The organism is Desulfallas sp. Bu1-1 (assembly GCF_015594625.1).
In the GTDB taxonomy this organism is placed as follows: domain Bacteria; phylum Bacillota; class Desulfotomaculia; order Desulfotomaculales; family Desulfallaceae; genus JADNRQ01.
The window spans coordinates 12,790-38,557 of record NZ_JADNRQ010000022.1 but is presented as its reverse complement, the minus strand read 5'-3'; the positions used below and the strand labels follow the sequence as shown (position 1 = coordinate 38,557).

The following is a 25,768-nucleotide window of genomic DNA, read 5'->3' as shown; positions in this document are numbered from 1 at the left end:
ACTCGATTTTTATTCCGGCATTGTTACTACAACATACCCCATTTACGTTCATACTCCACTTGCAAAACAAACTCGTCGTCATGAAAACCGTGTTCCTTTAATAATCTGATGGCGTCATTAAAGTCAAACGAGTTGGTCTCCATGATGACCCTGTCCTTTTTACCGGTGACGGCCCAGTTGTCATGGGCGGATAGTAATATTTCCATCATCCGCGCTATTCGGTCAAGCCGCACCGACAAAAAGGCGCCCAAATTCCTGACAGCCCCGGGTTCAACTTTGCGGACCCCGGTGATTTTTTTCAACGGCGACTCTTCCCCCGGCGCCCATTCCCTTTTTTCAAAGAAATCAAAAATAAATTTTGCGTGTTGGATGCAAGTTATATTGTCCTCGCGCACATTATCCCCCGCCTGAACAAATTAAATTTGATTAATACCGCTACACTTATTGTACTCAATTGCCGGGACATGTCCATCCCGCACCGGGAAAATGTTACCGGGCTCCTTTTTCTTTAAGCAGGGAAACCACGTCCGTGTGGCCCTGTTCCTCCGCCAGGTCAATTGCTGTTTTACCCTCGATATTTTTTATATTCATATCCGCCTGACGATCCAACAATAACCGCACGATATCGATATACCCGCCCATCGCGGCGTACATCAAAGCCGTGTTGCCTTCTTTATTTTTTTTATTAATACCCGCGCCCTTATCCACCATTATCTTGACAATATCAGTATGCCCCCTGGCCGCAGCGAACATCAGCGCCGTCCAATCCCGGTTGCCTTGCATGTCCGGTTCGGCCCCGCGATCCAACAGCAGTTTTACCATTCCGGCGTTTCCCCTGTACGCGGCCCACATCAGGGCCGTATTACCGTCGCGATTCGTTATATTGACGTCCGCACCCTCCTGCAACAATTTCCGAACAGCGGCGGAGTCTCCTTCCATGGTCGCCTTGATCAGGGGCTCCCCGGTATTGCCGGAACAAGACGCCAGCAACACGATCGCAAGAATTAAAAAAATGGTATACTTCTTTAATAACATAATTATCACTCATTAACAAATTTGTTTTATTATACAACTTGTAACGATCAAAAAACATGATTTTCTGATACCAACGGGCAAATTAATTTTGCTGCAAAAACCCGGTACTTGTGCCTGGCACTTTTGCAGTAAAATATTATCAGCTTGTTGACAAACCATTATATTGGGGATGCACGCTTTGTCAACAAGCTCGTCATACGTGATTTTTTAAGAAGGGATATTGTGAAAGGCCAAATCGTATTTATCACCGACGGGTCTTTGTCCGCCCGTTTGGCCGGTCTAACGGCAATTGAGTTGGCGCGGTTGTGGCGGACTCCTTTGCGGGCCGTGTTCATCCTGGACGAAAGCTGGAGCTGCATCCTCGGCGATGAATGGATCAGCGCTTCTGGTACAAGAACGAAATTTTTTCGCTGGCTGGAAAATGAACTGGTAAACAATGCACAAAAAGAACTGGCCCGGTTTCAAAAGCTGGCGGAGGAATCGGGGGTTGAAGTGGAAACCGAGATAGCAACAGGCCAAACCACCCGGGTCATTCTGGAATTAGCCGGCTCACCCCGAACGGCCCTGCTGGTACTGCCGAATCCCCATGCCACCCGGCCAGCGGCTGAAGCGGGCCTGAAATTTAATTTCAATACCCTGGCTAAAAAAATAAAATGCCCGGTCATAGTGGGACCCAACACCAGGCCATAGCTTTGAGAAAATCTTCCACGTGTTAATTCTCGCTTGACATTAACACCTATTTATTTTAATATTACAATATATAAATCTAAAAATAAATTATGGAGTGATCTTATGGTTAAAAGTAAACAGAAAAACAATAATAAAAATAAGCGAGCTAATTTCATTTGTTCCCGTAATACCCTGGACGGCGTATACCCCCCCCTGATACTGGCGCTGCAGGCCAAGCGGGCCGGGGCGGAAACCATGATCTTTTTCACCTTTGACGGAATTGACGTTATCCGTAAAGACGGCCTGAAAAAGATTAAATATTACCCCAACGGGTTACTGGGAGCTTTGCCCGGTGTTCCCGCCGCTTCCACCAGAATGATGACCAAACTGGCGGAAGAACGCGCCGGGGTGCCAAATATTGAAACCCTGCTGGAAATGTGCCGTTTGGAAGGCGTAAAACTCCACGCCTGCCTGATGACCATGCAAATGATGAACCTGCAGCCCGAAGATTTTATTGAGGGCGTAGAGGTTTCCGACGCTGCAAGCTACATCAAAACGGCGTTGGAATCGGACGTCAACCTGTTTATTTGACAATTAAGTAGCATCTTTATAGATTTTAGAAATATTAATTATACCCATTTTTTATAATAAAAAAGGCCGTATATGGCCAAGACAATCCCTCCCTTTACGCACCGCACGGGTGCTACTTGATTACACTTCACTTGCGCCTTTGAATTTCGTTTTCCGCCAACAGCAGCAGTTGAGCGGGCTCCAGTACCCGGCCGTCTTCTATTACCGGTTCAATAAAATAGCTGCAATCTTTAAACAACTCGTGGTCACCGGGTTTAATCCGGCGCCCGTTGACATAGCACTGGTCGTTGACCCGCAGGCCGCAGTTCGCACAACCCCTCATAAATACACCCCCGTAATGTACTAAAAACATGTTTGTTAACTTCCAGGTTTTAACTAAATGAACCGTTCTATAACAACACTTTTTTTGGGGCCAGCTACGCTAAATGGGTCCCTTAAACCCCCTGGCCTGCATCTCCATTTCCTTCAACATCAGGTGTTCCTCGGGGGAAAGCAGTTCCCCGTCCTCTTCCATAAACGGGGTAAAATAACTGCACTCACGTTCGGTCTCCGGCGTTTGGGGCGTCATCAGGTAATGGTACTTTACACAGCGCAGCCGACCGTTCTCCCGTTTGGCGATACCACAGCACGCACAATTTGTTGGCATGTGAAATCCCCTTTGCCATAAGTTAATTATTATTTAATTATAATAAAATACAGACATTTTGCCAATACAAAGGAATTAAATAAGATTAAATAATATTGACAACAATAACATATAAAGTTATATTTAATAAAAAAATCATTATATAAGTAAGTATTAATAATGATAACGATAATTGGTCACCGAAAAGAAGGAAGCCCAATAACCTGGATATTAACGATTGGAGGAATGTTATGGGGAAAAGAAGTATGCTTGTTTTATTGCTCATGGATTGACATTGTCTTTTATCAGGAAACCGAGCGCGAAGCATTAATGGAACTGGCCCAAAAATACGCGGTTACCTCTATCCCCGCGGTGGTTCTGGTAGGTAAAGATGGCAAAGCTGTTCCGCCTATTGTAGGCGAGGTGGACCCTACCGGGCTGGATAAACAGCTTCAAGGCCTGGTGAGCGATTCATGATTAACCTGGCAGCCGACTCCATCACCCTTTTGGCCGGCATACTGGTGTTTGCCGGAGGACTAGCCAGCGGTCTCAGCCCCTGCACACTGCCCACGGTGGTTTTTGTGGCGAGCTACGTGGGCGGTTACGCTGAAAAATCAAAGCTGCGCGGGTTTGCCCTGGCGCTGGCATTTGTGCTGGGTTTATCCCTCACCCTGGCCGCTATGGGCGCGGTGGCCGCTTTAGCCGGCAGCTTATTTATGGAAAGCGATGTTTTATGGTATGTGCCGGCCTTTGTTTTACTGCTCATGGGTTTAAACCTGTTGGGCTTATTTAACCTGCCTGATTTACCGGGATTTAACCTGAAATCTACAGGGACCAGAGGTTTTTTGGGGGCGTTTTTACTTGGCATTCCCTTTGCTTTTGCCGCCTCGCCTTGCACCACACCGGTCACGGCCGGGGTTTTGGCCTATGCCGCCGGCAAGGGCAGCGCGTTTTACGGGTTTACGTTGCTTGTCTATGCTTTGGGGCGCAGCCTGCCCCTGCTGATTGTCGGCACCTTTACAGGACTGGTAAAAAAAGTGGGCCGGCTACAAGTTTGGAGAGATATTTTGCAGAGGATAAGCGGCGTGATACTACTGCTGCTGGGTTTATGGTTTTTATGGGATAAAATATTACATTAAAGGAGGCGCAAGTGGTGGATATTAAGGTGCTGGGTCCAGGCTGCAAAAAATGCAAGGAGCTGGAGAAGGCGGTACAGAAGGCAGTGGAGGAAATCGGCTTAGACGCTACAGTGGAAAAAGTGGAGGACATGGACAAAATCACCGAGTACAACGTGCTGATGACGCCGGGGCTGGTGATTAACGGCAAGGTGAAAGTGTTCGGGCGGGTGCCCAAGCACAAGGATATCATTCGTTACATCCAGGAAGAAATGTAAGGGAGGGATTGGCATGGCGGATAAGTGCTCTTGCACTTGCAGCTGCGAAGCAACGGAAATTTTAATTTTTCCCTGTTCGGGGGCTTCCAATGTGGGGCAAATTGCCAACCAGGCGGGCGTAGAGCTGACTAAAGCCGGGATTGGCAAAATGTTTTGCCTGGCCGGCATCGGCGGGCATGTGGAAAGTTTTGTAGAGTCAGCCAAAGGGGCCAAAAGAATAATTGCCATTGACGGCTGCCCCGTGCAGTGCGCCAAAAAGACCCTGGAACACGCCGGAGTGACCATCACCGACTATGTGGTGGTGACCGAGGAAGGTATCAAGAAAAACCATGACTTTGACCTGGCCACGGAGGATATCAATAAAATCAGCGATAGAATTCGTGTTTCTTTGGGTATCAGTTAATTTGTTCATTAAGGTATATGGGCAACTTTCTCCCGGTGTTTCCCCGACACCCAGAGAGTTACTCATAATTCAATTATGCTGGTAAATAGTTATTTAGTTAATTTAATTGTGACCATCACTGGAGCGGGGTTTTAGCTTGGCTGGCCCCGCTTTTATTCTATAAAATTTTTAATAAAAATACATTGACAGAAGATAGGCAGTCTTTTATATTAGATCATAAGGATATAATTATATAAGTAACTGAATAATTTTAATAATATCGTTTATAGCACAAATTTATTAACTTTACGGAAGGATAAAGGAGGAATTTATATGGTTTAACAGGCTGCGCACTAATTTACGCCCTGCAAAAATAAGTAGTTACCAGTTAACCAATCAGTAAACTGCAAAATACAATAAGATGCTTTTGGGGAGATGAACAATATGACCTTCATGGCAATATTACAGAGCGGTATTAACGAACTTCTGGAATACCTGTCGGCGCACGTGCTCACCTGCCTGGTGCCGGCCTTCTTCATCGCCGGCGGCATTGCGGCGGTGGTGTCCACCGGCGCGGTGTTAAAATATTTCGGCCCCCGGGCGCCCAAGCACCTGGCTTACGGGGTGGCCTCGGTATCCGGCGCCATTTTGGCTGTCTGCTCCTGCACCGTGCTGCCCCTGTTTGCGGGTATCCACAAAAAAGGCGCGGGGCTCGGCCCGGCGGTCACGTTTCTTTTCTCCGGTCCGGCCATCAATATCCTGGCCATAGTACTCACCGCCCGGAAAATGGGCTGGGAGCTGGGCCTGGCCCGGGCCATAGGCGCTATATCGTTTTCCATTATTATCGGCCTGTTAATGGCCTTCATCTTCAGGAAAGAAGAAGTTGCCGGCAGCGATGACAGCGGCATGTTTGCCGGTGAAGAGGGCAAGCCGGTGGGTCATCTTTTGGCTTTCTTCGGCACTCTGGTGGCCATCTTGCTGTTCGGCACTGCGGCCATTCCCTTCTGGAGCAAAATCGCCATCATTTTCTCGCTGCTCAGCTTTTTGGCCGTGGTGCTCACCCAGTGGTTCGATGGTGAAGAAGTAAAGGAATGGCTGGTGGAAACCTGGAAATTCGTTAAGCTGATATTCCCCATCCTGCTGGTGGGCGTGTTTGTGGCCGGTATCCTCAAAGCCGTAATTCCCCAGCACTGGATTGAGGTTTCGGTGGGCGGCAACGGCCTGTCGGCCAACCTGCTGGCCTCGGTGTTCGGCGCGCTGATGTATTTCTCCACCCTGACCGAGGTGCCCATCGTCAAGGCGTTTTTGGACATGGGCATGGGCAAAGGCCCGGCCCTGGCGCTGCTGCTGGCCGGCCCCTCGCTGAGCTTGCCCAACATGCTGGTGGTTCGGAACGTTATGGGTACCAAAAAAACTATCGTGTATGTGCTGATTGTAATTGTACTGGCCACAGTAACAGGTATGTTATTTGGTAGTATTGTTAGTTAACACTGGTAAAATCAACAAGCAAGTGTGTCCAAATATTTACTGTTGAACAGAAAAAATGCAATTAAAACTGTAATATTAAGCTTGTACCTGTTTAATAACCATTACCGCGCAGGGAGCGTGCTGGACAATATAACTGGAAGTGCTGCCAAGGATAATTTGTTGAATTTTGTTATGGCCTCGCGCGCCGGTTAAAATAAGATTAAATTTGTTTTCACTGGCAAATTTGACAATTGTATTGCCGGAATGGCCATAATTTCGTCAACTTCACTCACGGTGCCGGCAAAGTCCGGCAAGTTGATTACGGAAACAACCCCGATAAAAGAGTTATATTTTTGCGCCAGGTCAATGGCAGCATCAAGGGCTTTTTGAGCATGCATCGAACCGTCATAAGCCACTAATATTTTTTTAAACATGACACAAAACCTCCAATGCAAAAAATTAAATACCGCCAAAACAGTGATCACAGTCATAACTATTTAACCACTAACACAGGGCAATGTGCTTGCTGGATCACCTTCCGGCTTACGCTGCCCAGCAGCATACCTTTAAAGCCACCGCGCCCCCTGGTGCCGACAACAATTAAATCGCTATTGCTCTGCCGGGCATAATTTACAATGTTTCCGGCCACGTCGCCCTGCAGGGCCACTATTTCCACCGGCAGGCCGGCCCAGTGAAATAATTGTTTTATTCTTTTGAGCAAGGCATCAACTTTTTGGCCGGCGGATAAATGATAATCTGTTGCTGATTCGCCCAGGAACCGGGCTTCATCTTCGGTAAAAGTCAGCACGGTTAAAATTGTGCATTTGGCCTTGGGGATAGATTTCAGCAGGTTAACGGCGTATTGAGCAGCCCTGTAGGCGTTTTCCGATCCATCCACGGCTAATAGTATTTGATTAATCATTGTCTTCCCCCCATCGGGAAAACTAAACTTTAGCCCTTAACAAGCAGATCGAAGGACATGGATATCGCTACAATTATGGCTGCAGATATTTGAGCTTTATGAACGCTAACTTGACGGGGACGGGTTATCCCCCGGCAACGCCTGGGTTTCCTTTTCTGTTTCCGGCCTGAAAAAGGCCTGGGCGATCAGCGTCGGCACTATGGCGCTGCCTACCACCACCGTAACCAAAATGGTATACTGGCTTTGGTCGATTAGATTATGGCTGAGGCCGAACAGTGCGGAAATGGTGCCGAAGGTAAGCCCGGTGGACATGAGCAGGGTGGTGTACATACCGTCCCGGGAGGTAAACTTGAACGCTTTGGTCAAGGGCCACACCCCCAGGAATTTTGTAACCATTTTTACCGCCAGCAGCGCCAGGATCAAGCCAAACCCGGCTATCACAGCGGGAAACGATACAAACAAACCGGCTTTTAGGAAATAAAACGGGGTGAGCATGGCAAAGGCCATTGTCCTCATTTTAACCATTACTTGTTTGTTTTGCATAAAGATGTTGGCTACGGCCAGGCCCAGCAGGTAAGCGGGAAGCACCGCCTCGCTGTTGGCCTTGAGCGCCAGGCCGCCCAGGCCGAAAAGCAGCAGAAAAACAAATTTAACCTCCATCTGGCTGACCTGGTTACCGAACTTCTGGATGACCCACCTGGTCATAAAGGGCGTTAAGGCAATAACGACTACGGAAACAAGCAGGAAAACAGCCAGCCACCAGTCGTAATTGGCAAAGAAGATACCCAGCGCCACCACCGTGCCCAGGTCGTTTACAAAGCAGGCAGCGAGAATAATTTTACCCAGCTCCGTTTCGTTGAGGCCGGTTTCCACCATCACCGCATAAACCACGGCCACGGAAGTGGTGGAAAGGGCAATGCCGGCAATTAAAGACGCGTTTAAAGACCAGCCGATGACATAATAGGCAAAAGCAAACGCCCCCAGGAAGGGAAACAAAAAAGCAATAATACCTATTAAAACAGTCTCCTTAAATTTATTTTTAAGGTCTGACGGGTTAACTTCCGCGCCCGCCAGAAAGGTGAGCAACACTGCTCCAAAACCCGCCAGAAACTCCACCCAGGGTAGCATATGCAGGCCCAGGTAATTGCCGCCGATGGCACCCACCATAATCTCCGTAAGGGCCACGGAAATACCCAGCCGCACGGAAACCAGCGCCGCCACAAGGGCCAAACCCACCCAGAGTGACGCGTCCAACCATATATTCACCTGATAATCCCCCCTTAAAAAAATCACTACTTGGCCATTGTACCGTTGTAATCCAGCGCGATATATTTCAGCCGCAGCACGCCATGACGGGAATGTCGACGGAAATCGTTTCACACCTCCTTTCAATGGGGATCGTTCATCCCCCGGCTTCCTCATCCAGCTTAATTGAGTTTTGCAACTGCACCAGCTCTTTTTTAACCTGCTCGACCTGCGCCAGTTGTTTTTGAATTTCCGCCGTGGCCGCCCCGGCATGTTTTTCGCCCGATGCTTTTTGAGCCAGGGCGCGCTCCAGCACGGACCGCGTCTGGCTGACCACCGCTTGAAATTTCTCCTCCAGCGCCCGGGCAAACAAGCGCACGCTTTTTTCCACCCGCTCCCGCATGTCATACCGCACCCGGCCACAGTTGCGATCCAGTTCCTTATCCACTTTGGCCGTCATTTCCCGCAAAATAATAGGTCCGGAAATAAACCGGGGCAAAACGGCGGCGGTGATTTGGATGGGGTCGGGCAGCAGCAGTCCCGGTTCATCGCCTAAAATATAGTAGAGCTTGCTTTCGGCCGTCAGCCGCTCCACCCTGGTGAAACCTTCCAGGCTGATTTCAAAAATACTGGCAGAATGTTTAAGCAACTCTTCCACTATTTCATTGGTTTTGCCGGTGAACCTTTTTACCAGGTCGTCAAACCCCTGGCTTACCTTTTGGTCCAACTCGGGGTACCATTCCTTCAAACTTCTTTCCACGGATTGATAAATCAGGTCTTCCAGGTGGGCGATTAGTGACCGGCCTCCCAGCCCGCATTCTTGATAGGCACGGCCCACTTCCGCCTCGATCAACTCGCGGCGGGTTGTGCGAAACCGGGTGATTTCCTGTTCCATTGCTGCAAACAGGCGGTCCACTTCCCCCTTTAACAAGTAGCTGTTGTCCAGCTGCTGCTGTTCCAGCTGCCGCACCATTTGATCAAACAATTCAACCTTTTTCTTTAAATCCTGCAGTGGTATCCCCAGCGCTTTTAACTCCAGTTCCAGGTTCAGCTTCAGTTCGCCGCAGGCATTGATACCTTTGGTAACGGCCGCCGCCAGCACGGTCTGGCCCTTTTCCCGCATTAAAAAGTGTTGCAGTTCCTGCTCAAACTGGGGCAAAAGACTGTTTTGCAGTTTTAACCGGTCGCCGGTTATTTTACCCTCCAGCGCAAGCTTGGCGGACAGGGGGTAAACCGGCACCTGGTGATAGCCCAGTTGCTCCGCCAGCGTTCTTTTAGTAAACTCCAGGGCTTTTTCCCTGTCGTTGCCCGCCAAGTAATCTATTTTGTTCAGGATAAAAAATGTTTTGGCCGCATACTGGCTGATTTTGGTTAGAAATTCGCATTCCGCCTCACTAATGGGCTGGTCGGATGAAAGTAGAAAAATGGCGGCGTCGACCATGGGCAGGTATTTGTATGTTTCATCAGTGTTATTTTTATAGATCGATCCCACACCGGGGGTATCGATTAACAGTACACCGTCTTTCAGGTAAGCCGAAGGATAGGCCAGGGTTACATGACGCACATTCTTACTATTGCCCGGGTTGCCTTCTTCCGTTACGTAATCCGGCAGTTCCTGCAGGGTTATTTGCTTGGTCGGGCCATGTTCAAAATAAATGGTAATCTGCATTTGCTCCGCATATTCAATTAAAGTCACAATGGATGTGAGCGGCACCACGCCGGTGGGTAGCACATCATCACCCAGCAGGGCGTTTAAAAAAGTTGTTTTACCCCTTTTAAACTGTCCCAGAACAACCAGGTGAAACCTGTCTTTGGCCAGCTTTAGTTGCTGTTCCGCCAGGTAATCCGCTAAAACCCGGTTGCCCCGGCCGGCCGAGAGCTTTTCCAGTTCTTTCAGAGCGTTGATGGTTTCATGTTTGGCACGGGCGTATTCCATTACCATTTATGAATCACCTCTTTTGCCGGCATGGTATTTTTTAAAAAAGTCATGCCACCACTTTAAGTCGTAGATAAATTTTTGTTGGGCCAATAACGGGAGGTTCTTTAGTATGCTTAAAACTTCTTCCTGTTCCACGGTTAAACCGGCTTGATTTCTTTCGTTATAGCTCTCCGTCAAGCCGAACAAATAATCCAGGCTGACCTGAAAATACCTGGCAATTTTTAAACAAAGCAAGTAACTGGGTGGCCTGCGCCCGGATTCACAGCCAGCCAGCACGGATTTATGGCAGCCCAGTATTTCCGCCAATTGCTCCCGGGTCAGACCGGATAATTTACGCAGGTGGTACAACCGCTCCGCAAATACAGGCAGGTTTTCCGCAATTTGTTCCATTTCCGCCCGGGCCATCATATCCGCCAATGGATGATCCAGTGCTCTGGCCAGTTTTCTGACCATGCGCGGGGTAGGTTTTCTGTTGTCCTGCTCCAACCTGCATAAAGAGCTGGGATCTATTCCCGCTAAGCGGGCCAGTTCCTTTTGGGTCAAGTTTTTTTGATTACGGAGCTGTTTCAGGTAATTGCCGAATGTTTGCATAAAATCACCTTTCACATGACGCGCTCCAATTGCATTAATCAATACACTACCCGGCTTGTGCAGTAAACAAAAAAGCTCCTACCAAACCCGGTAAAGGTGGTAGGAGCTATTAGCCTTGCAGCGTTAAGCGAGCTCCATCGCTGTAATATTTAACTTATAACAAATGTAATTGCCCGGAAAGAAATAGTCAATTGTCATATTCTGCAAAAAACAATGATCACAATCCCCTCATGCCTTTGCGCTCGCTGACACGGGATTATTCTCTATTTTACAACGTTTAATTGGTCATTTAACAATTGTTATTTAACATCCTATCCTATGAACTATAGACAGGGTACAACATCCTTCGGAGAATTTCCATGATGGAATGTGTCTCCAACTGATAGTATGTACAGAATAAAGCGGATACGGGTTTAATTTTTGTTACAGCCTTGACAATCATGTGCAATAGTTTAATAATATCTGTAACCATTGTTAAAGATCAATGAAGTATAACTACCCCAGCTGCCCGGAAAATGTCCTTAATTTATGGAGGTGAAATCCTTGGATTGGTTAATCCTAATCTATAAAATACCGGCCGAGCCTTCCCGGTACCGGGCGTCGGTCTGGAGAAAAATCAAGGACATTGGAGCGATTTATCTGCAAAATTCAGTTTGCATCGTGCCGTTTAACAAAAAAACCGAACGGGTTTTTCGCAAGATTAAAAATGAAATTGAGAATTACGGCGGTGAGGGATATTTGATCAAGGCTGATTTTATCGGTCCGGAAAACAAAATCATCAGTTTATTTAACGACACCAGGGATGAAGAATATGCCGAAATAATTGAGAAGTGCTATGATTTTTTTTATGAAATAGATGCGGAAACGAAAGCCGAGCATTTTACTTATGCCGAGTTGGAAGAGAACGAGGAGGATTTAAAAAAGCTGTACAACTGGTTTGAAAAAGTGCGGGAGCGGGATTATTTCACTTCATTCCTGCAGGAAAAAACCTACCAATTATTAGCGGCATGCCGGGCTTGCCTGGATGATTTCGGTGAGCATGTGTTCGCCCGGGAAGATATGAAGCAAATTGATCAGTGACAGGCTTTCCAAAGGGTTGGTAAAAATTGCACTAATATTGATGGCAAATGGCGAAGATCATTTTGCCAGGATACCAAGGGGGCGATTAAAATATTTAATATAATTATTCTGGGCCTTACCAGTTTGTTGACCGATATCGGTTCGGAGATGGTTTACCCTCTAATCCCCTTGTTTTTGGTGCAACAGTTGGGGGCCACTCCAGCCATTGTTGGATTAATCGAAGGGATTGCCGAGAGTCTGGCTTCCCTGCTCAAAGTTTTCTCCGGCCGGGTGTCTGATAAATTGCAGCGCCGCAAGCCACTGGCCATAGCAGGTTACGCTTCTTCCGCGTTATCGAAAATTCTCATCATTGCGGCGGTCTCATGGACCTGGGTGCTGGCGGGACGCATCGGAGACCGTTTCGGCAAAGGTATCAGGACCGCCCCCCGGGATGCCATTATTGCGGATTCCACCGACCCGCATCAGAAGGGTAAATCCTTCGGACTGCACCGGATGCTGGATACCGCCGGAGCGGTAATCGGAGTCGCCCTTGCCTATTACTTTTTTACATCATATCAGGGCGATTACAGACAGGTATTCATCTGGTCACTGGTTCCGGCTTTTCTCGGGGTGCTGGTTCTGGCGCTGGTGCGGGAAGTCAAAGGAAAGGCGCAAAAAAAAGGGCTGAAAGACGTGCCGCTGAATTGGCAATCTTTAAGCCCGCGCTTGAAAGGGTTTTTAATCGTCGTTTTTCTTTTCGCCCTGGGCAATTCATCCAACCAGTTTCTACTCTTAAGATCTTCGGACCTGGGGATGCAGCCGGCGCAGGTCATTTTATTGTATTTGGTATTTAACATCAGTTATGCCTTGATTTCTTTACCGGCGGGCATGTTATCGGATAAAATCGGCCGGCGGCATTTATTGATTGCCGGGTATTTGATTTATAGTATTGTATATTTTGGTTTTGCCCGGGTACATGATGCCGGCCATCTCTGGCTTTTATTCATTGTGTACGGGTTATACAACGGGGTCACGGAAGGCGTGGAAAAAGCCCTTGTAGCTGATGTTGCACCACAACAACACAGGGCCACCATGCTGGGATTGCATGCCACTTTAGTGGGCATAGGATTGTTGCCGGCTTCCTTTTTGGCCGGCCTGATCTGGCATTACTGGGGCGCCGCCTATATGTTTTATTTTGGTAGTGCCATGGGCCTGCTGGCGGCGCTGGGCCTGGCGGTGGTGTTAAAAATGGAGGATACCAAACAAGCCGGTTAATTGGTTCAACACAGCAACCTACCGGCCAAAAAATTTTCATTATTCACGCGCAGGCTTAACATTTTGCGCCCAGTATTTTTGTAAGGTTGGCGTCAGTCTATAAAACCCCGCCATAAAAAGTACCTGCACCAGCGGTTTGATGGCAATGATCATCACGGTGAGTGGCGAGAAAAATACTACGGCCAGGGCCAGGGCAATGGAGATGTTCTTACCACTAACACCGTAAGCCAGCGCCACCATGTCCGGGTAACTGGTGCGGATAAGCCGGGCGTACAGCACGGAGAATCCGAACAGCAACGTGTAAAAAACCACCAGCGGCATGGCAATGATACCGAGGTACTGGGGATTGCGCACCAGTGTTACGGACTCGGCCATCATCGATATAAAAAAGACCATATACATACCCAGGGCGGAAATTGCCGGAAACACCGGTTTTAGTTCCATAAACTTTTTAGGCCCCCATCTTTTCACCAGCCAGATCCGGGTAAGGTTACCCAGAATTAATGGAATAACTATCGTATAGGTTATTGTTTCTATCATTTTCCAGGCATTCACTGGTACATACTTACCGGCCAAAACGCTCATCCACAGGGGGATCAATATAATGCCCGCCAGAAAGCTGGTAACCGTAATAACCAGCGTCATAGGCGCGTTTCCCTTGGCCATGGACGTCCACGCCACAATCATGCCGGCGCAGGGCACCACACCGGTGAGGATCAGTCCCACCGCAAAGTCGGGGTAACCGGCCAAAAAAATTTGAGCCAGCAATGCCGCCAGCAAAGGGGAAAGAAGATAGTTGAAAAGCATTACTACGGACATAAATCCCACCCTTTTGGCGGCACCTGCTACTTCATCTATTTTTATCCCCACCATCATTGGATAAAGCATCACAAAAAGAGCTACCGGGTAAAGTACCTGAAGCTGTTTGCCCAACCAAGGCAAAATGTACCCCACCAGCAGCCCCAGCACAATTACCCCCATTAATAACTTGATCATGTGTTTATTAATAAATTGGGCGACACGCACCTTTATTTCCTCCAAAGTTATAAAAGTACGTAAGTTATAAAAGTACGTAAAAACACTTGGAGAGCAAAATACTAACATTAGCACTTCCGTTCTCCAAAATATTTAATGAAAATACTCACCACTTTTTACTAAGGCTTAATCAAATAGCCGGGTTTTTCAGTTGGTACAGAATTATACACTTCGCTGACGGCCTGGACAATATGCTGCGATATTGTCTCTAGATCCTGTCCCGTATTTAAATCAAAATCTTTTGTGATCCCGAGGTCTTTGGTAATAACAATGTTTTTCCGTGGTTCCAGCTCATATTTCTTTAATGTTCTCAGGGAACACTGCATTGGGCAACCATCCACAGCTACAATACCCCGGGCGTTTTTGGCACCGTTATAGATATTTTTTAATCCGGCCGGAATACTGGCCAGGCACAAGAGGGCCGCTTTATCATAACCTACTTTATTGGCCGCCTGTACACTGGCCAACATTGAGGCCTGGCCCACATTGGATGCTCCGGCACAATAAAACACTGCCACCGGGCTGGGTTTTTCCTCTACGGCTTCACCCAGGATCTTTTTATTCATGTAAGGTAAATACCAGTTTTCCTTCAATTGTTCCTTCGCAGGTGCGTTTACCGGTTCCATTTCTTGCACTGTAGAACACCCGCAACCACAACCTGTTTTGTTTTCCATGCTGCTCATCTCCTTAATAAGTATAGAATTATATAATATTATCGTGATTAAAGTATATTATAATATTATTCTTATCCCTACTACTTGTCAATATTATTCTTTCAGCAACGAGACATGTATCCCTAACCTCTACAATTTTCATGTCGGCTACCGTCACGGTCAGAGGGTGTCTTGCTTTTAAGATAAGGAAGTATTATCATAAATACCATGTTAAGCCGACAGCTTCAGGAGGGCAGTTATGTTTTTGAGATCGATCATTCTTTTTATCCTGGCCGGTTTGGCCGAAATCGGCGGCGGTTATTTCATCTGGTTGTGGTTACGCGGGCGCAAGGGATTATGGCTGGGGGTTGCCGGGGCGGTCATTCTGGTGTTATACGGCGTAATCCCAACGCTGCAGGATTACCCCCATTTTGGCCGGGTATATGCGGCCTACGGCGGAATTTTTATAGTTTTATCCTTGTTATGGGGGTGGTTTATTGATAAAAAAAGACCCGATAAATATGACTGGGCCGGTTCCTGCGTTGCCCTGATCGGTGCCGCGATCATTATCTGGACTCCGAGGTAGGTAGTTTCCCTTGAAAAACACTAATTAAGCGGGGCTTCGTGACAGCTTCAACTAATGATAATTGTTTAAAAAAATTGTTGAGCAAACCGGCTGCGCAAAGAAAGGTGGTGGGGAATATGTCCATTGCAGTGTGCGGTTTTAACGCCGCCGATAATACCAATGCACTTTGTCCCGCCTGCGGTACGCCCGGAAAAAAAATAAGGCCGGAAACATTAACAAATCTGGTTCAAAGCGACCGGCTCCCGGGTGATCCATACGGTTATAGCCTGTGTTTATCTCCAAGCTGTAATGTTATATATTTTGGTGAGCGGATTTATTATAAAGACGATATTAAAGTCAAAGTCTGGTTTAAGGAACCGGATTTGGACACACCGGTGTGTTATTGCCGAAACGTGACAGCCCAAGACATATTCGAGCATATAGCCATAAAGAAATGTTGCCATAGTATTGAAGACATTCAAGCACACACGGGGGCCAATACCGGTAAGGATTGCCTGACCCAAAATCCCGCCGGCACCTGATGTAAACCGGCAGTGCAATCGGTGATTGCCAGGGCGTTAAAAGTTAGAGACCGGTAAATAATGCGGGAAACGCCAGCAAAAGTGTATCAGGCATGGGCATGTTGTTCGCAGCGATGTTCATGGACATGACCGTTATGATTATGATCCGAATCGCTTTCCCGGTAAAATTCGCGCAAATTGCAGGTTGTCTGCCCGGCTAGGCTGCATTGCCGCTCAAGTTGAATGGTACTATGAAAAATGCCGAATTTTTGGGCCAGAACCTGGTTGCACCCGTTCAGCACAAGCTGCCCGTCAACATGATCATCCTGAATGACATGCATGGTAAAAACAGGAATGCCGCTGTTAACGCTCCAGACATGCACGTCATGAATATTGCACACCCCCGGCACCCGCCGCAGTTCCTCAATCATTTCACCCAACTGCATTTCCGGCGGCGTACCCTCCATCAGTATGTGCAAAGCCTCCCCGGCCACCTTGTAAGCGCTGCGCAGCAGCAACAAACTAATGGCGATACTGATTAACGGGTCGGCCGCATACCAGTGCAGCCACATCATTAACAATCCCCCGGCAATGACCCCCAGTGAAGCCAGGGCATCTCCAATAACATGCAAAAAGGCGCTTTTTACATTTAAATTATCGGCGTGGGTGTTTAACAAAAAAGCAATTAATAAATTAGCCACCAGCCCGATAACAGCAATAATGAACATTTCCTGGCTGCGAACAGCCGGGGGTTCCAATAAACGCCGGATGCCCTCCACCAGTATCCAGCCGGCAATAACAAACAACGAAATACTGTTAATCAAGGCCGCCACCACCCCCAGGCGGTGGAACCCGAAGGTATTTTTGAACGTTGATTGCTTTTTGGCTTGTTTTATAGCTACCCAGGTTAAACCGAGAGCGGCGGCGTCCGTTAAAACGTGCCAGGCATCGCTCATCAAAGCCAGGCTGTGGGTCCAGAACCCACCTACCAATTCTGCCAGAAAAACAGCTGCGGTCAGAAAAAGAGCAATGATCAACTTATTATTCAGTTGCTGATTGTGCCCGTGGGCATGATGGTGGTCATGCATTTTGTCAGCACATCCTGTCGGTTTAAATTAATAAAGTTATTATTATTTAATTATAACTTCATTTAAAAAATAAACCAATAGAATAACTGCACTTGTTCCACATAATTTTAAAGTGATAGCAAGAGCAATTGTCTGTTGCCCGTATGCAAACGGCAGCCTGACTCCGGGCAAATACGGCTGCTGGTATTGCATTTGCTTAAAATATAAGTAGACTTTTATATATAGTTAAGCCGGCATACTTGGCTGTGCTAAAATGTTACACGTGTACCGTTGTGGAACAAAATGATGTGTTGTATGTTAACAATTCCAGCAGGAGGTTTATCATGTCAAAAGGGTATGTAATTGCAGGCTGCAGTTTTCAAGCGGGTCAAACCGTGCCCGTTGAGCAAGACGGTCAAATCAAATTGCCGCCGGAAACAGGCCAATCAGCCGGCAATGCCGGCGCTGTGGACGCGCTATGCATTAAAACCAAAAACGGGTTGCAAATTATTCCCCGGGTTGTTGATGTTAAAAAACTTTATCTTGAGGCAACCACGATGTGCAACTTTGCCTGCACCACCTGTATCAGAAATTCCTGGCGGGATGATCTGGCCCACATGGAATGGCCCGTCTTTGAACGTATTGCAGATGACCTGGGCAGGTTGCCGCAACTCGAATACGTGCACTTCGGAGGTTTCGGCGAACCTTTCAGCCATCCCCGGCTGCTGGATATGCTGGAAACAGTAAAATCCAAGGGACTGCGGGCAGAAGTCATCACCAATGGTTCGCTGTTGACGGCGGGCATTATCAATAAGCTGGTTGATCTCAAACTGGACATGCTCTTTGTTTCCCTGGACGGCCCGGACGAGGAAGAATACTGTCATATCCGGCAGGGGGCGGATTTCCACGGAGTGCTGAACAACATTAAACAGCTGAACGAAATAAAGACCCAAAGGGGCGTGCGCCACCCCGAGCTGGGTATTGAATTTGTGGCCACAAAAGACAACTTCCATAAACTTCCCCGTCTGGCCAGGCTGGCGCATGAATTGAAAGCGCGCCGGGTGATTGTGACCAATGTGCTGCCTTACAATGAAGAGATGAAAGATCAAATTCTTTACGACATGGACGATACAGTTCCGCTTTTCAGCAACGATTCGGTGTTACTGATGGTTCAGGCCCATCTGCCGCACATGAAATTGCGCACCGAACGGTACTGTAAATTCGTTGAAGACAAGGCTATGGTCGTCAACCACAAGGGTTTTGTTGCGCCCTGCTATGCGTTGATGCATTCGTACAACTGCTATATTTACGGTCGGGCTAAAGAAATGTACCCATTTTACCTGGGCAACGTGAAGGAAAAATCCCTGGACCAAATTTGGATCGATCCTGCTTATATTAATTTCAGGTTAACTGTCAACAATTTCCAGTTTCCTTCTTGCACGGACTGCAAGTTCCTGGACGGCTGCTCTTATGTGGATAACAACGACGCGGATTGCTGGGGCAACAGCCCGTCCTGCGCCGAGTGTCTCTGGTCCAGGCAATTAATTGTCTGCCCGTAAAATTTAAATTAACATCTTAATTAAATGCTGAGCAGACAATTGATTTAACTGTAAAAACACCACAGCGGCAGGCGATCCGGTTTTTTCTGGAGCAAACTGATCAAAATTATAATTTATTTTTGTCTGCATTTATTGACGGAATGAATTTAAAAAAAGCATTGACTTTTAAATGATGCAATATTATTATATAAGCAAATTATTATGGGTTTTATAGGTAAAAACATCAAAATATATTTATATATTCGATTATTTATTTATTAATTTTTTGTTTAATGCATAAAATCAAAGGGGAAATCAGAGGAAAGGAGGAGAGTAAATTATTGCATTAAACTATGAAATCACCGGCATGGGGGCCTGCCTGGCCGACGGAGCCAAGGTAAGGGTTACGGCCATATTGAATGAGGATATTGCCCAACTACTTCCGTATGTTAACGCAGTAGTCAAATACGCGTCTTTTGACCCGGGCGGTTTAACCATTACCTTCAAGTACCGCGGAAGTCCCGTAATACTGGAAAAGCGGCGGGTGGTGGTGGGGCAACTGGATAATTTGGATGCGGCGGAGGACATTTTGGATGATTTAATGGATTTTTTATGCGATGTGCAGTCCAAAATGGGGCAAATTACACCCGTATTCCAGCCCAAAATCCAGCCCCAGCCCCATGAAATTATCAAGCTTTTGCCCCGAACCAACTGCGGCCGGTGTGGAGAAACCACTTGCACCGCTTTCGCTTTGAAGCTGGTGCTGGACCAGCAAAAGGCGGAAAACTGTTTGCCGCTTACAGGGGATGAAATCCGCAAGGTTTTAAGCGTCCTTGAATCGTTTAATCACCAGCAGTTAAAAGCTGATTAAGTAAAACTCGGTTTAAAGACAATCAATTGGTGTCAAAAGGGAGTGTCTAATTGAAAAACTTGGAACGGAGGTGACAAAAAGGATGACCAAGTGCTGTGACCCCAGGGCTCCGAGGACATATAAAGTTAAAGTGGGGGACAATCTGGTTGGTATCGTCGGGTTGGACCTGATTATAGCCGGGGTACGGTCATTGGAGCCGCTGTCAAAAGAGGCAGTCAAGTCTGAACTGCTTAAACAAGCCAGGGCGTATAACTATATACCTGATTCAGCAGGGGAAAAGTATGTCGAGGCTTTGTACAGGGAATATTTGAAAAAGTTAAATGAAGTCAATGATGAACAGCAGGACAATCAGGACGGACAGCCGGGTACAATAAAAATCCTGGGCACCGGTTGCCCAAAATGCATCAAGCTGGAGAAAATAGTGAAGGAGGCAATTGAAGAACTTGGCCGCGACCTGAGCGTGGAGAAGGTTACGGATTTGGACAAGATTACATCTCACGGGGTCGCGATCACTCCGGGACTGGTGCTGGGTGGTAAGGTCGTGTCTACCGGACGGGTTCCGGCAAAAAAAGAAATCATCAACTGGATTAAGGAAATATAGTTTTTATTTTTTTGTGGTAATATATAAATTAATATTTATATAAAGGGGGTTTTATTTTAAATGGCGGAACCAGTTGTCAAAAGACTTTCATTTCTCGACCGGTACTTAACCTTGTGGATCTTCCTGGCCATGGCCGTGGGCCTGGGCGCGGGGTACATTTTCCCACAGATTGCCGGCTTTTGGGGTAAATTCCAGGTGGGCACCACCAACATACCCATCGCCATCGGCCTTATTTTAATGATGTACCCGCCCCTGGCCAAAGTCCGCTATGAGGAGTTGCCCGCTGTTTTTCAGGACAAAAAGCTGTTGAGCCTGTCCTTGATCCAGAACTGGATTGTGGGCCCGGTAGTGATGTTTTTCCTGGCCGTGCTCCTTTTGCCCGACAAACCCGACCTGATGACCGGGGTCATTTTGGTAGGTTTGGCCCGCTGCATCGCCATGGTGCTGGTGTGGAACGATCTGGCCGACGGCCACCCGGAATACGTGGCCGGCCTGGTGGCGTTCAACGCGATTTTTCAGGTGTTGACCTATTCCATTTACGCCTACATCTTCCTGACGGTTATTCCGGGCTGGCTGGGACTGACCAGCGTAACGGTGGACGTGTCCATGGGCGAAATCGCCAAGAGCGTGTTCATTTACCTGGGCATACCGTTCATTGCCGGTTATATAACCCGTTCCGTGCTGGTCAAATCCAGGGGTCGGGACTGGTACGAGCAAAACTTCATTCCCCGCGTCAGCAAATTGACGTTGATCGCCCTGTTGTTCACCATCCTGGTGATGTTTTCCCTGAAGGGTGAGGTAATCATCACGCTGCCCCTTGACGTGTTACGGGTGATTATTCCGCTGACCATATACTTTGTGTTCATGTGGCTGGTCACATTTTTCATCGGCAAGTGGATCGGCGCGGATTACCCAAGAACCACCACCATAGCCTTTACCGCGGCCAGCAACGACTTCGAGCTGGCCATCGCGGTGGCTGTAGCGGTTTTCGGGATCCACTCGGCCCAGGCTTTTGCCACGGTGATTGGTCCCCTGGTGGAGGTTCCAGTGCTGATCAGCCTGGTCAACGTGGCCCTGTACTTCAGGAAGAAATACTTCAGTCACGAGCTGACTGCAGCGAGGTAAATTGTAGCGTAGTAATGATATAATAAAATGAGAATAGCCGGGAGGTGTAATATGCCTTCCGGCATGGCAATTTAAATGGGAGAAAAGAATATGAAGGATTTACTTGATTTTCTCAAGCTGATCGCCGACGAAACCCGGCTGAAAATTATCATGATGTTATCCCGGCGGGATATGTGCGTCTGCGAAATCATGGATGAGCTAGGGATGTCTCAGCCAGCTGTTTCCCACCACCTCAGGATTTTAAAGAAAAACGGAATAGTGCGTGATGACAAAGATGGCCGTTGGGTATTTTACTCCTTGAATAAAAAGGTTTTTACACAACGGTTGGTCTCTATCAATAATGACTTGTTTGATCAAATACGTGATAACCTGGAAAACCGGCAGACTCACCGGAATTACGGTGCCTGTCTGCGCATTGAAAAAGAAGTGCACTCCTGCCTAAAGGCAAAATAAAATTAGAGCTGGCTATGCGGGCTAGCGGTAGGGGGAATAAATATGCGAATAGCAGTATTTTCTGATATCCACGGAAACAAACATGCCCTGGATGCAGTTTTGGCAGACATACAAAGCCGCGAACCGGACTTTATGGTCTGTCTGGGCGACCTAGTGGGGTACGGGGCTTATCCCGATGCGGTGGTACAAACCATTCGGGAGAGTGGCATCCTTACCGTAATGGGTAATTATGACGATGCCATCGCCAACCAGCGCCTGGTCTGCGGGTGTGACTATAAAGACGAGAAGGCTCACGAATTGGGGTTGAAATCAATTATTTGGACCTCTGAAAATACCAGTCAGTCCAGCAAAGAATTCATGCAAACCCTACCGGACAGAATTAGCAAAGAAATCGGCGGGCGCAAAGTGTTGTTTGTACACGGCAGCCCGCGTCAATTAAACGAATACCTTTACGAGGACGTGCCCGCCGCCGAGGTGCTAACCATGCTGGAGGAAGCAGACGCTGACGTGTTGGTGTGCGGCCATACCCATTTGCCATATTTCCGGGTTGTTGAAGGCCGGTACGTAATTAACGCCGGTAGCGCGGGCAAGCCTAAACACGGCGACCCGCAGGCGGTGTATGCGCTGATTGAAATGGATAATGATATCCGGGTGGATTTTATCAAAGTTCCATACGACTACGAATCCGCCGCCCGGGCCGTGGAAAAAGTGGGGCTTCCTGTTGAATTCGCTTCGATTATTAGAACGGGGATTGGTTAAATGAAGCTCCCTATCCCGGTTTAAGGCAACAATGCGGCGGCAAGGGGAAAAATATGAGGTGCTAACGGTAAAAAGTTTATAGTTTTTAAACAGTCTGATTTTATATAAAATAATTGATTTTTTTAAATATAAGCTTTATTATAATGATATAATATATTTTTATCAATTACTATAATAGTTATTTATGATCATGGCCTATTATTAATAAGATTTGTTTATTGGCAGGTGACTACCCATTAAACTGGACGATGTTAGGCGCATTTTGGACGCCGAGGTCATCACCGGCGAGGACATGCTTGATATTGAAGTCAGTTCCGGTTTCGGCTGCGATCTGATCAGCGACTCGCTGTGTTTTTCCAGGCCGGAATGCCTTTTAATCACCGGGCTTACCAACATCCAGATCGTTCGCGTGGCGGACATGATCGAGGCCAGGGCCATACTCTTCGTTCGCGGCAAAAAACCGGGCCGGGACATTATCCGGGTGGCGAGGGAGAAAAAACTGCCGCTGATGGTGACCAGGCGCTTTCTCTTTGAAAGTTGCGGCCTGTTGTACCAGCACGGCCTGCGCAGTTCTTAATTGCCGGTGGAGAGTGATAAATTGTGAAGCTGGAGTTTGTTATCGAGGGCATGGACTTTACGCGGGCCGGAGAGGCTGCCGCCAAAATCAAAAAAGCTCTCCAGCTGGTGGGAATGGAAGTTGAAACCGTCAGAAAAAGTGTAATCGTAGCCTATGAAGCGGAAATGAACATTGTCATTCATGCCCGGAGCGGCACCCTCACCGCCCGCGTTTATCCCGACCGGGTTGAAATCGAAGCCGCGGACGAGGGCCCGGGTATCCCCGACATTTCCCTGGCCCTGCAGGAAGGGTACTCCACCGCCCCCCCGCACATCCGGGAAATGGGCTTTGGGGCCGGGATGGGTTTACCCAACATCCAACGCAGTTCGGATGAACTGCACATCGATTCCAAAGTGGGTATAGGAACAAAACTGACGTCAACTATTATGAACCGGACAAGTGGTGTATAAGATGCCAAAATATTTTCATTCCGTAATGCTCGATCCCGACAAATGCAAGGGCTGTACAAACTGCATCAAACACTGCCCCACGGAGGCCATCCGGGTGCGGGAAGGCCGGGCCAGAATTATTGAAGAGCGATGCATCGACTGCGGGGAATGCATCCGCATCTGCCCCAACCGCGCCAAGCTTGCCATTACCGATCCCCTGGAACGCCTGTCCGAGTACAATTACACCATTGCCCTGCCGGCACCCTCCCTCTATGCCCAGTTCGGCCCCCGGGTCATGCCGCACCATATTCTCGGGGCGCTTTTGGATACCGGTTTTGACGATTATTATGAAGTAGCCGTGGGTGCGGAAATCGTTTCCAATGCACTGCGCCGCTACCTCGGCCAAAAAAGCCATCCCAGGCCGTTGATTTCCTCGGCCTGCCCCGCCGTGGTCAGGTTGATGCAGGTGCGTTTTCCCGGGTTGCTTGAACATATTGTCATGATCGACACACCCATGGAAATTTCCGCCCGCCTGGCCAGGGAAAAAGCTATCCGGGAGCGTGGCCTGAAAAGTGAGGAAATCGGCATTTTCTTTATTACTCCCTGCCCGGCCAAGGTTACGGCCATTAAGCAGCCCTTTGGCGACCGTTCATACGTGGACGGGGCTATATCTATGTCCACTATTTATGGTGAAATTTTAAACCGGCTGGAATCACCGCGCACAAAACTGGCAACCAGCAGGTCCCCGGCCCGGGGTGTGGGCTGGGGCAAGACGGGCGGGGAAAACCATGCCATCAAGGATCACTCGCTGCTGGCCGTGGACGGAATTCATAATGTTATCAACGTCCTGGAGGAAATCGAGCGGGGAGGCCTGGGAGATATCGATTACGTGGAAGCGCAGGCCTGCACCGGGGGATGCATCGGCGGCCCCCTGGTACCGCAGAATCCCTTTGTGTCCCGGGTCCGGATGGAAAACCTGCTCAAAAAACTAAGCGCGCGTGAAGAACAGTTTCCGGATACCGTCGACGACGATTTCTGCCTGCTTACCAAACCCATTGAACCCCGCCCCGCGCTGAAGCTCAGCGATGACATCGACCGGGCCATCAGCATGCTGGAAGAAGTGGAACAAATCACCTCCATTCTACCGGGCCTGGATTGCGGTTCCTGCGGTTCCCCCAACTGCCGGGCGCTGGCGGAGGACATTGTCCGGGGTTATGCGGAAACATCCTACTGCATATTCAAACTCCGGGAAAAATTACAGCAACTGGCCAGAGAAATAGTGGACCTGTCGCACATGCAGCCGCCCGCGATGGGACGGGAGCCGGCAAAAAGCGGCAAGGAGGGCGCAAACAATGAATCTTTGGAATAGCATCATCAAAACACTGGAGTTGACGCTACAAACCAAAAACGTCGACCTGGAAAGAAAAATCCGTGGCGCTTATTGCGGCGACCTGTTGAGCGACGTGCTGGCCCACGCATCCCCCGGCGACCTCTGGATAACCATCCACCGCCACCGTAACATAGTTGCGGTGGCCGCACTGGTTAACCTGAGCGGGTTGATCATCACGGGCAACCGCCCGCCCGACCCGGACACCCTGGAAACAGCCGGCAAAGAAGGGATTCCCCTGTTTACCACTCCCTTTAATAACTTTCAAGCCGCGGGCAAACTCTACAAAATATTATCAGATTATTCAATGATTTAGATGTATAAATTTTTAATAAAAATTACAAAACATAAGACGTGTAACACCGGGTGACGCAATAGATAAGAGACCTGATGATGATTCAATTTGCTTATTGATTCGCTGGCTAAACATATAAAGAAATTTTATAAAAGTATTCTAGGTAATACCCATCAAACGCAAGGAGGTTTACAACATGTCAAACAGCTGTTCATGCCACGCTCAATTGACCCCGGACCACCTGGCCGAAGTCGACCGGATACTGGAATCATACCGGGGGCAACCCGGAAGCTTGATCCAGGTACTGCACAAGGCCCAAAACGTAATCGGGTACCTGCCCCGGGAAGTGCAGGTCAAAGTGGCCGAAAAACTTGACGTGCCCCTGACCAGGGTTTACGGCGTCGTTTCTTTTTATTCTCTGTTCACCACCAAACCCAAGGGCAGGCATAAGATCCACGTCTGCGCGGGAACGGCGTGCTACGTGAGGGGAGCCAACCAGCTACTGAACAAGCTGGAAGAAGACCTGCAGGTCAAACCCGGCGACACCACCGAAGACGGAAAGTTTTCCGTGGACGTGGTTCGCTGCCTGGGCGCCTGCGGCCTGGGACCGGTGGTTACGGTGGACGACGACGTGTACGGCCGGGTCCATACGGGCAAGCTGGCGGACATTTTATCAAAATACGACAAGGAGTGACATCAG

At 48.3% G+C, this 25,768-nt stretch carries 35 protein-coding genes; 22 read left to right on the top strand and 13 right to left on the bottom strand.

The features are described 5' to 3' along the window. Window positions 1–26: 26 nt before the first annotated feature. Both IT084_RS15130 and IT084_RS15125 read right to left on the bottom strand, forming a co-directional pair. Window positions 27–395, bottom strand: coding sequence for a hypothetical protein (locus tag IT084_RS15130; protein WP_195713721.1), 369 nt, complete (start codon window positions 393–395; stop codon window positions 27–29). 94 nt (window positions 396–489) lie between these two features. Further along, window positions 490–1,035, bottom strand: a complete 546-nt coding sequence (locus IT084_RS15125) for an ankyrin repeat domain-containing protein (RefSeq protein ID WP_195713720.1) — start codon at window positions 1,033–1,035, stop codon at window positions 490–492. A 222-nt stretch (window positions 1,036–1,257) separates the two neighbouring features. Here IT084_RS15125 and IT084_RS15120 point away from each other — a divergent pair, with 222 nt between their 5' ends. Beyond that, the gene (locus IT084_RS15120; protein ID WP_195713719.1) at window positions 1,258–1,725 is read left to right on the top strand and encodes a universal stress protein; all 468 of its coding nucleotides are present in this window, start codon (window positions 1,258–1,260) and stop codon (window positions 1,723–1,725) included. 102 nt (window positions 1,726–1,827) lie between these two features. After that, window positions 1,828–2,295 carry a DsrE/DsrF/DrsH-like family protein gene (locus IT084_RS15115; RefSeq protein WP_195713718.1) on the top strand — a complete coding sequence of 156 codons (468 nt, stop codon included), beginning with the start codon at window positions 1,828–1,830 and terminating at the stop codon, window positions 2,293–2,295. 127 nt (window positions 2,296–2,422) lie between these two features. Here the strand turns inward: IT084_RS15115 and IT084_RS15110 are convergent, their stop codons facing one another. Together IT084_RS15110 and IT084_RS15105 are read right to left on the bottom strand one after the other, a co-directional pair. Continuing rightward, entirely contained in the window at window positions 2,423–2,617 is a 195-nt protein-coding gene (locus IT084_RS15110) for a hypothetical protein (protein ID WP_195713717.1), read from the bottom strand. Between the two features lie 99 nt (window positions 2,618–2,716). Next, window positions 2,717–2,941 carry a hypothetical protein gene (locus IT084_RS15105; protein ID WP_195713716.1) on the bottom strand — a complete coding sequence of 75 codons (225 nt, stop codon included), beginning with the start codon at window positions 2,939–2,941 and terminating at the stop codon, window positions 2,717–2,719. A 225-nt stretch (window positions 2,942–3,166) separates the two neighbouring features. On the opposite strand from IT084_RS15105, the gene IT084_RS15100 reads away from it, so the two are divergent. From IT084_RS15100 to IT084_RS15080, 5 genes are all read left to right on the top strand, one after another. After that, complete coding sequence (locus IT084_RS15100; RefSeq protein WP_195713715.1) at window positions 3,167–3,397, top strand: hypothetical protein; 231 nt, start codon at window positions 3,167–3,169, stop codon at window positions 3,395–3,397. Further along, entirely contained in the window at window positions 3,394–4,059 is a 666-nt protein-coding gene (locus tag IT084_RS15095) for a cytochrome c biogenesis CcdA family protein (protein ID WP_195713714.1), read from the top strand. The genes IT084_RS15100 and IT084_RS15095 overlap by 4 nt, the downstream gene beginning before the upstream one ends. Before the next feature lie 14 nt (window positions 4,060–4,073). Beyond that, the gene (locus IT084_RS15090) at window positions 4,074–4,313 is read left to right on the top strand and encodes a thioredoxin family protein (protein ID WP_195713713.1); all 240 of its coding nucleotides are present in this window, start codon (window positions 4,074–4,076) and stop codon (window positions 4,311–4,313) included. A gap of 13 nt (window positions 4,314–4,326) precedes the next feature. Next, window positions 4,327–4,716, top strand: coding sequence for a putative zinc-binding protein (locus IT084_RS15085; RefSeq protein ID WP_195713712.1), 390 nt, complete (start codon window positions 4,327–4,329; stop codon window positions 4,714–4,716). Between the two features lie 423 nt (window positions 4,717–5,139). Next, window positions 5,140–6,183: a permease gene (locus IT084_RS15080; RefSeq protein WP_195713711.1), complete on the top strand. Its 1,044-nt coding sequence runs from the start codon at window positions 5,140–5,142 to the stop codon at window positions 6,181–6,183. A gap of 75 nt (window positions 6,184–6,258) precedes the next feature. On the opposite strand, the gene IT084_RS19065 is transcribed toward IT084_RS15080, so the two are convergent. The 6 genes from IT084_RS19065 to IT084_RS15055 form a co-directional block, all read right to left on the bottom strand. Then, window positions 6,259–6,378 carry a universal stress protein gene (locus IT084_RS19065; RefSeq protein ID WP_395879953.1) on the bottom strand — a complete coding sequence of 40 codons (120 nt, stop codon included), beginning with the start codon at window positions 6,376–6,378 and terminating at the stop codon, window positions 6,259–6,261. After that, window positions 6,372–6,596, bottom strand: a complete 225-nt coding sequence (locus IT084_RS19060; protein WP_207744627.1) for a universal stress protein — start codon at window positions 6,594–6,596, stop codon at window positions 6,372–6,374. Before IT084_RS19060 ends, IT084_RS19065 begins: the two co-directional genes overlap by 7 nt. Window positions 6,597–6,655: 59 nt before the next feature. Then, window positions 6,656–7,084 (bottom strand): universal stress protein, encoded by a 429-nt coding sequence (locus tag IT084_RS15070; protein WP_195713710.1) that lies wholly within the window; start codon window positions 7,082–7,084, stop codon window positions 6,656–6,658. A gap of 105 nt (window positions 7,085–7,189) precedes the next feature. Then, window positions 7,190–8,350, bottom strand: a complete 1,161-nt coding sequence (locus tag IT084_RS15065) for a cation:proton antiporter (protein WP_313885501.1) — start codon at window positions 8,348–8,350, stop codon at window positions 7,190–7,192. 136 nt (window positions 8,351–8,486) lie between these two features. Then, window positions 8,487–10,271 (bottom strand): dynamin family protein, encoded by a 1,785-nt coding sequence (locus tag IT084_RS15060; RefSeq protein WP_195713708.1) that lies wholly within the window; start codon window positions 10,269–10,271, stop codon window positions 8,487–8,489. After that, window positions 10,272–10,874, bottom strand: a complete 603-nt coding sequence (locus IT084_RS15055; protein ID WP_195713707.1) for a helix-turn-helix domain-containing protein — start codon at window positions 10,872–10,874, stop codon at window positions 10,272–10,274. A gap of 528 nt (window positions 10,875–11,402) precedes the next feature. Here IT084_RS15055 and IT084_RS15050 point away from each other — a divergent pair. After that, on the top strand, window positions 11,403–11,939 hold the full coding sequence (locus IT084_RS15050) for a Chromate resistance protein ChrB (RefSeq protein ID WP_195713706.1): 537 nt from the start codon (window positions 11,403–11,405) through the stop codon (window positions 11,937–11,939). Window positions 11,940–12,062: 123 nt separating this feature from the next. After that, window positions 12,063–13,193, top strand: coding sequence for an MFS transporter (locus tag IT084_RS15045; protein WP_279327887.1), 1,131 nt, complete (start codon window positions 12,063–12,065; stop codon window positions 13,191–13,193). A gap of 39 nt (window positions 13,194–13,232) precedes the next feature. On the opposite strand, the gene IT084_RS15040 is transcribed toward IT084_RS15045, so the two are convergent. Together IT084_RS15040 and IT084_RS15035 are read right to left on the bottom strand one after the other, a co-directional pair. Then, window positions 13,233–14,219, bottom strand: coding sequence for a bile acid:sodium symporter (locus IT084_RS15040; protein ID WP_195713705.1), 987 nt, complete (start codon window positions 14,217–14,219; stop codon window positions 13,233–13,235). Window positions 14,220–14,347: 128 nt separating this feature from the next. Continuing rightward, window positions 14,348–14,902: a putative zinc-binding protein gene (locus IT084_RS15035; RefSeq protein ID WP_243277009.1), complete on the bottom strand. Its 555-nt coding sequence runs from the start codon at window positions 14,900–14,902 to the stop codon at window positions 14,348–14,350. Window positions 14,903–15,140: 238 nt separating this feature from the next. On the opposite strand from IT084_RS15035, the gene IT084_RS15030 reads away from it, so the two are divergent. Both IT084_RS15030 and IT084_RS15025 read left to right on the top strand, forming a co-directional pair. Beyond that, window positions 15,141–15,467, top strand: coding sequence for a YnfA family protein (locus IT084_RS15030; protein ID WP_195713704.1), 327 nt, complete (start codon window positions 15,141–15,143; stop codon window positions 15,465–15,467). Window positions 15,468–15,583: 116 nt separating this feature from the next. Continuing rightward, window positions 15,584–15,988 (top strand): (2Fe-2S)-binding protein, encoded by a 405-nt coding sequence (locus IT084_RS15025; RefSeq protein WP_195713703.1) that lies wholly within the window; start codon window positions 15,584–15,586, stop codon window positions 15,986–15,988. Window positions 15,989–16,074: 86 nt separating this feature from the next. Here the strand turns inward: IT084_RS15025 and IT084_RS15020 are convergent, their stop codons facing one another. Beyond that, window positions 16,075–17,055, bottom strand: coding sequence for a cation diffusion facilitator family transporter (locus tag IT084_RS15020; RefSeq protein ID WP_195713702.1), 981 nt, complete (start codon window positions 17,053–17,055; stop codon window positions 16,075–16,077). Window positions 17,056–17,378: 323 nt separating this feature from the next. On the opposite strand from IT084_RS15020, the gene IT084_RS15015 reads away from it, so the two are divergent. The 11 genes from IT084_RS15015 to IT084_RS14965 all read left to right on the top strand — a co-directional run bounded on the left by IT084_RS15015 (window position 17,379) and on the right by IT084_RS14965 (window position 25,762). Beyond that, window positions 17,379–18,593, top strand: coding sequence for a tungsten cofactor oxidoreductase radical SAM maturase (locus tag IT084_RS15015; protein ID WP_195713701.1), 1,215 nt, complete (start codon window positions 17,379–17,381; stop codon window positions 18,591–18,593). A gap of 346 nt (window positions 18,594–18,939) precedes the next feature. Then, complete coding sequence (locus tag IT084_RS15010; RefSeq protein WP_195713700.1) at window positions 18,940–19,443, top strand: (Fe-S)-binding protein; 504 nt, start codon at window positions 18,940–18,942, stop codon at window positions 19,441–19,443. Window positions 19,444–19,525: 82 nt separating this feature from the next. Then, complete coding sequence (locus IT084_RS18285) at window positions 19,526–20,044, top strand: thioredoxin family protein (protein ID WP_243277008.1); 519 nt, start codon at window positions 19,526–19,528, stop codon at window positions 20,042–20,044. A gap of 60 nt (window positions 20,045–20,104) precedes the next feature. Further along, a complete protein-coding gene (arsB, locus tag IT084_RS15000; RefSeq protein WP_195713699.1) occupies window positions 20,105–21,169 on the top strand; it encodes an ACR3 family arsenite efflux transporter in 1,065 nt (354 codons plus the stop codon). Window positions 21,170–21,259: 90 nt separating this feature from the next. After that, on the top strand, window positions 21,260–21,622 hold the full coding sequence (locus IT084_RS14995) for a metalloregulator ArsR/SmtB family transcription factor (protein WP_195713698.1): 363 nt from the start codon (window positions 21,260–21,262) through the stop codon (window positions 21,620–21,622). Between the two features lie 42 nt (window positions 21,623–21,664). Then, window positions 21,665–22,381, top strand: coding sequence for a metallophosphoesterase (locus IT084_RS14990; RefSeq protein WP_195713697.1), 717 nt, complete (start codon window positions 21,665–21,667; stop codon window positions 22,379–22,381). 235 nt (window positions 22,382–22,616) lie between these two features. Then, window positions 22,617–22,958 carry a DRTGG domain-containing protein gene (locus tag IT084_RS14985; protein ID WP_195713730.1) on the top strand — a complete coding sequence of 114 codons (342 nt, stop codon included), beginning with the start codon at window positions 22,617–22,619 and terminating at the stop codon, window positions 22,956–22,958. A gap of 23 nt (window positions 22,959–22,981) precedes the next feature. Next, window positions 22,982–23,407, top strand: coding sequence for an ATP-binding protein (locus tag IT084_RS14980; protein WP_195713696.1), 426 nt, complete (start codon window positions 22,982–22,984; stop codon window positions 23,405–23,407). A 1-nt stretch (window position 23,408) separates the two neighbouring features. After that, window positions 23,409–24,755, top strand: a complete 1,347-nt coding sequence (locus IT084_RS14975) for a [Fe-Fe] hydrogenase large subunit C-terminal domain-containing protein (RefSeq protein ID WP_195713695.1) — start codon at window positions 23,409–23,411, stop codon at window positions 24,753–24,755. Then, window positions 24,739–25,089 (top strand): DRTGG domain-containing protein, encoded by a 351-nt coding sequence (locus IT084_RS14970; RefSeq protein ID WP_195713694.1) that lies wholly within the window; start codon window positions 24,739–24,741, stop codon window positions 25,087–25,089. Before IT084_RS14975 ends, IT084_RS14970 begins: the two co-directional genes overlap by 17 nt. 175 nt (window positions 25,090–25,264) lie before the next feature. After that, on the top strand, window positions 25,265–25,762 hold the full coding sequence (locus tag IT084_RS14965; protein ID WP_195713693.1) for an NAD(P)H-dependent oxidoreductase subunit E: 498 nt from the start codon (window positions 25,265–25,267) through the stop codon (window positions 25,760–25,762). The last annotated feature ends 6 nt before the right edge of the window (window positions 25,763–25,768 follow it).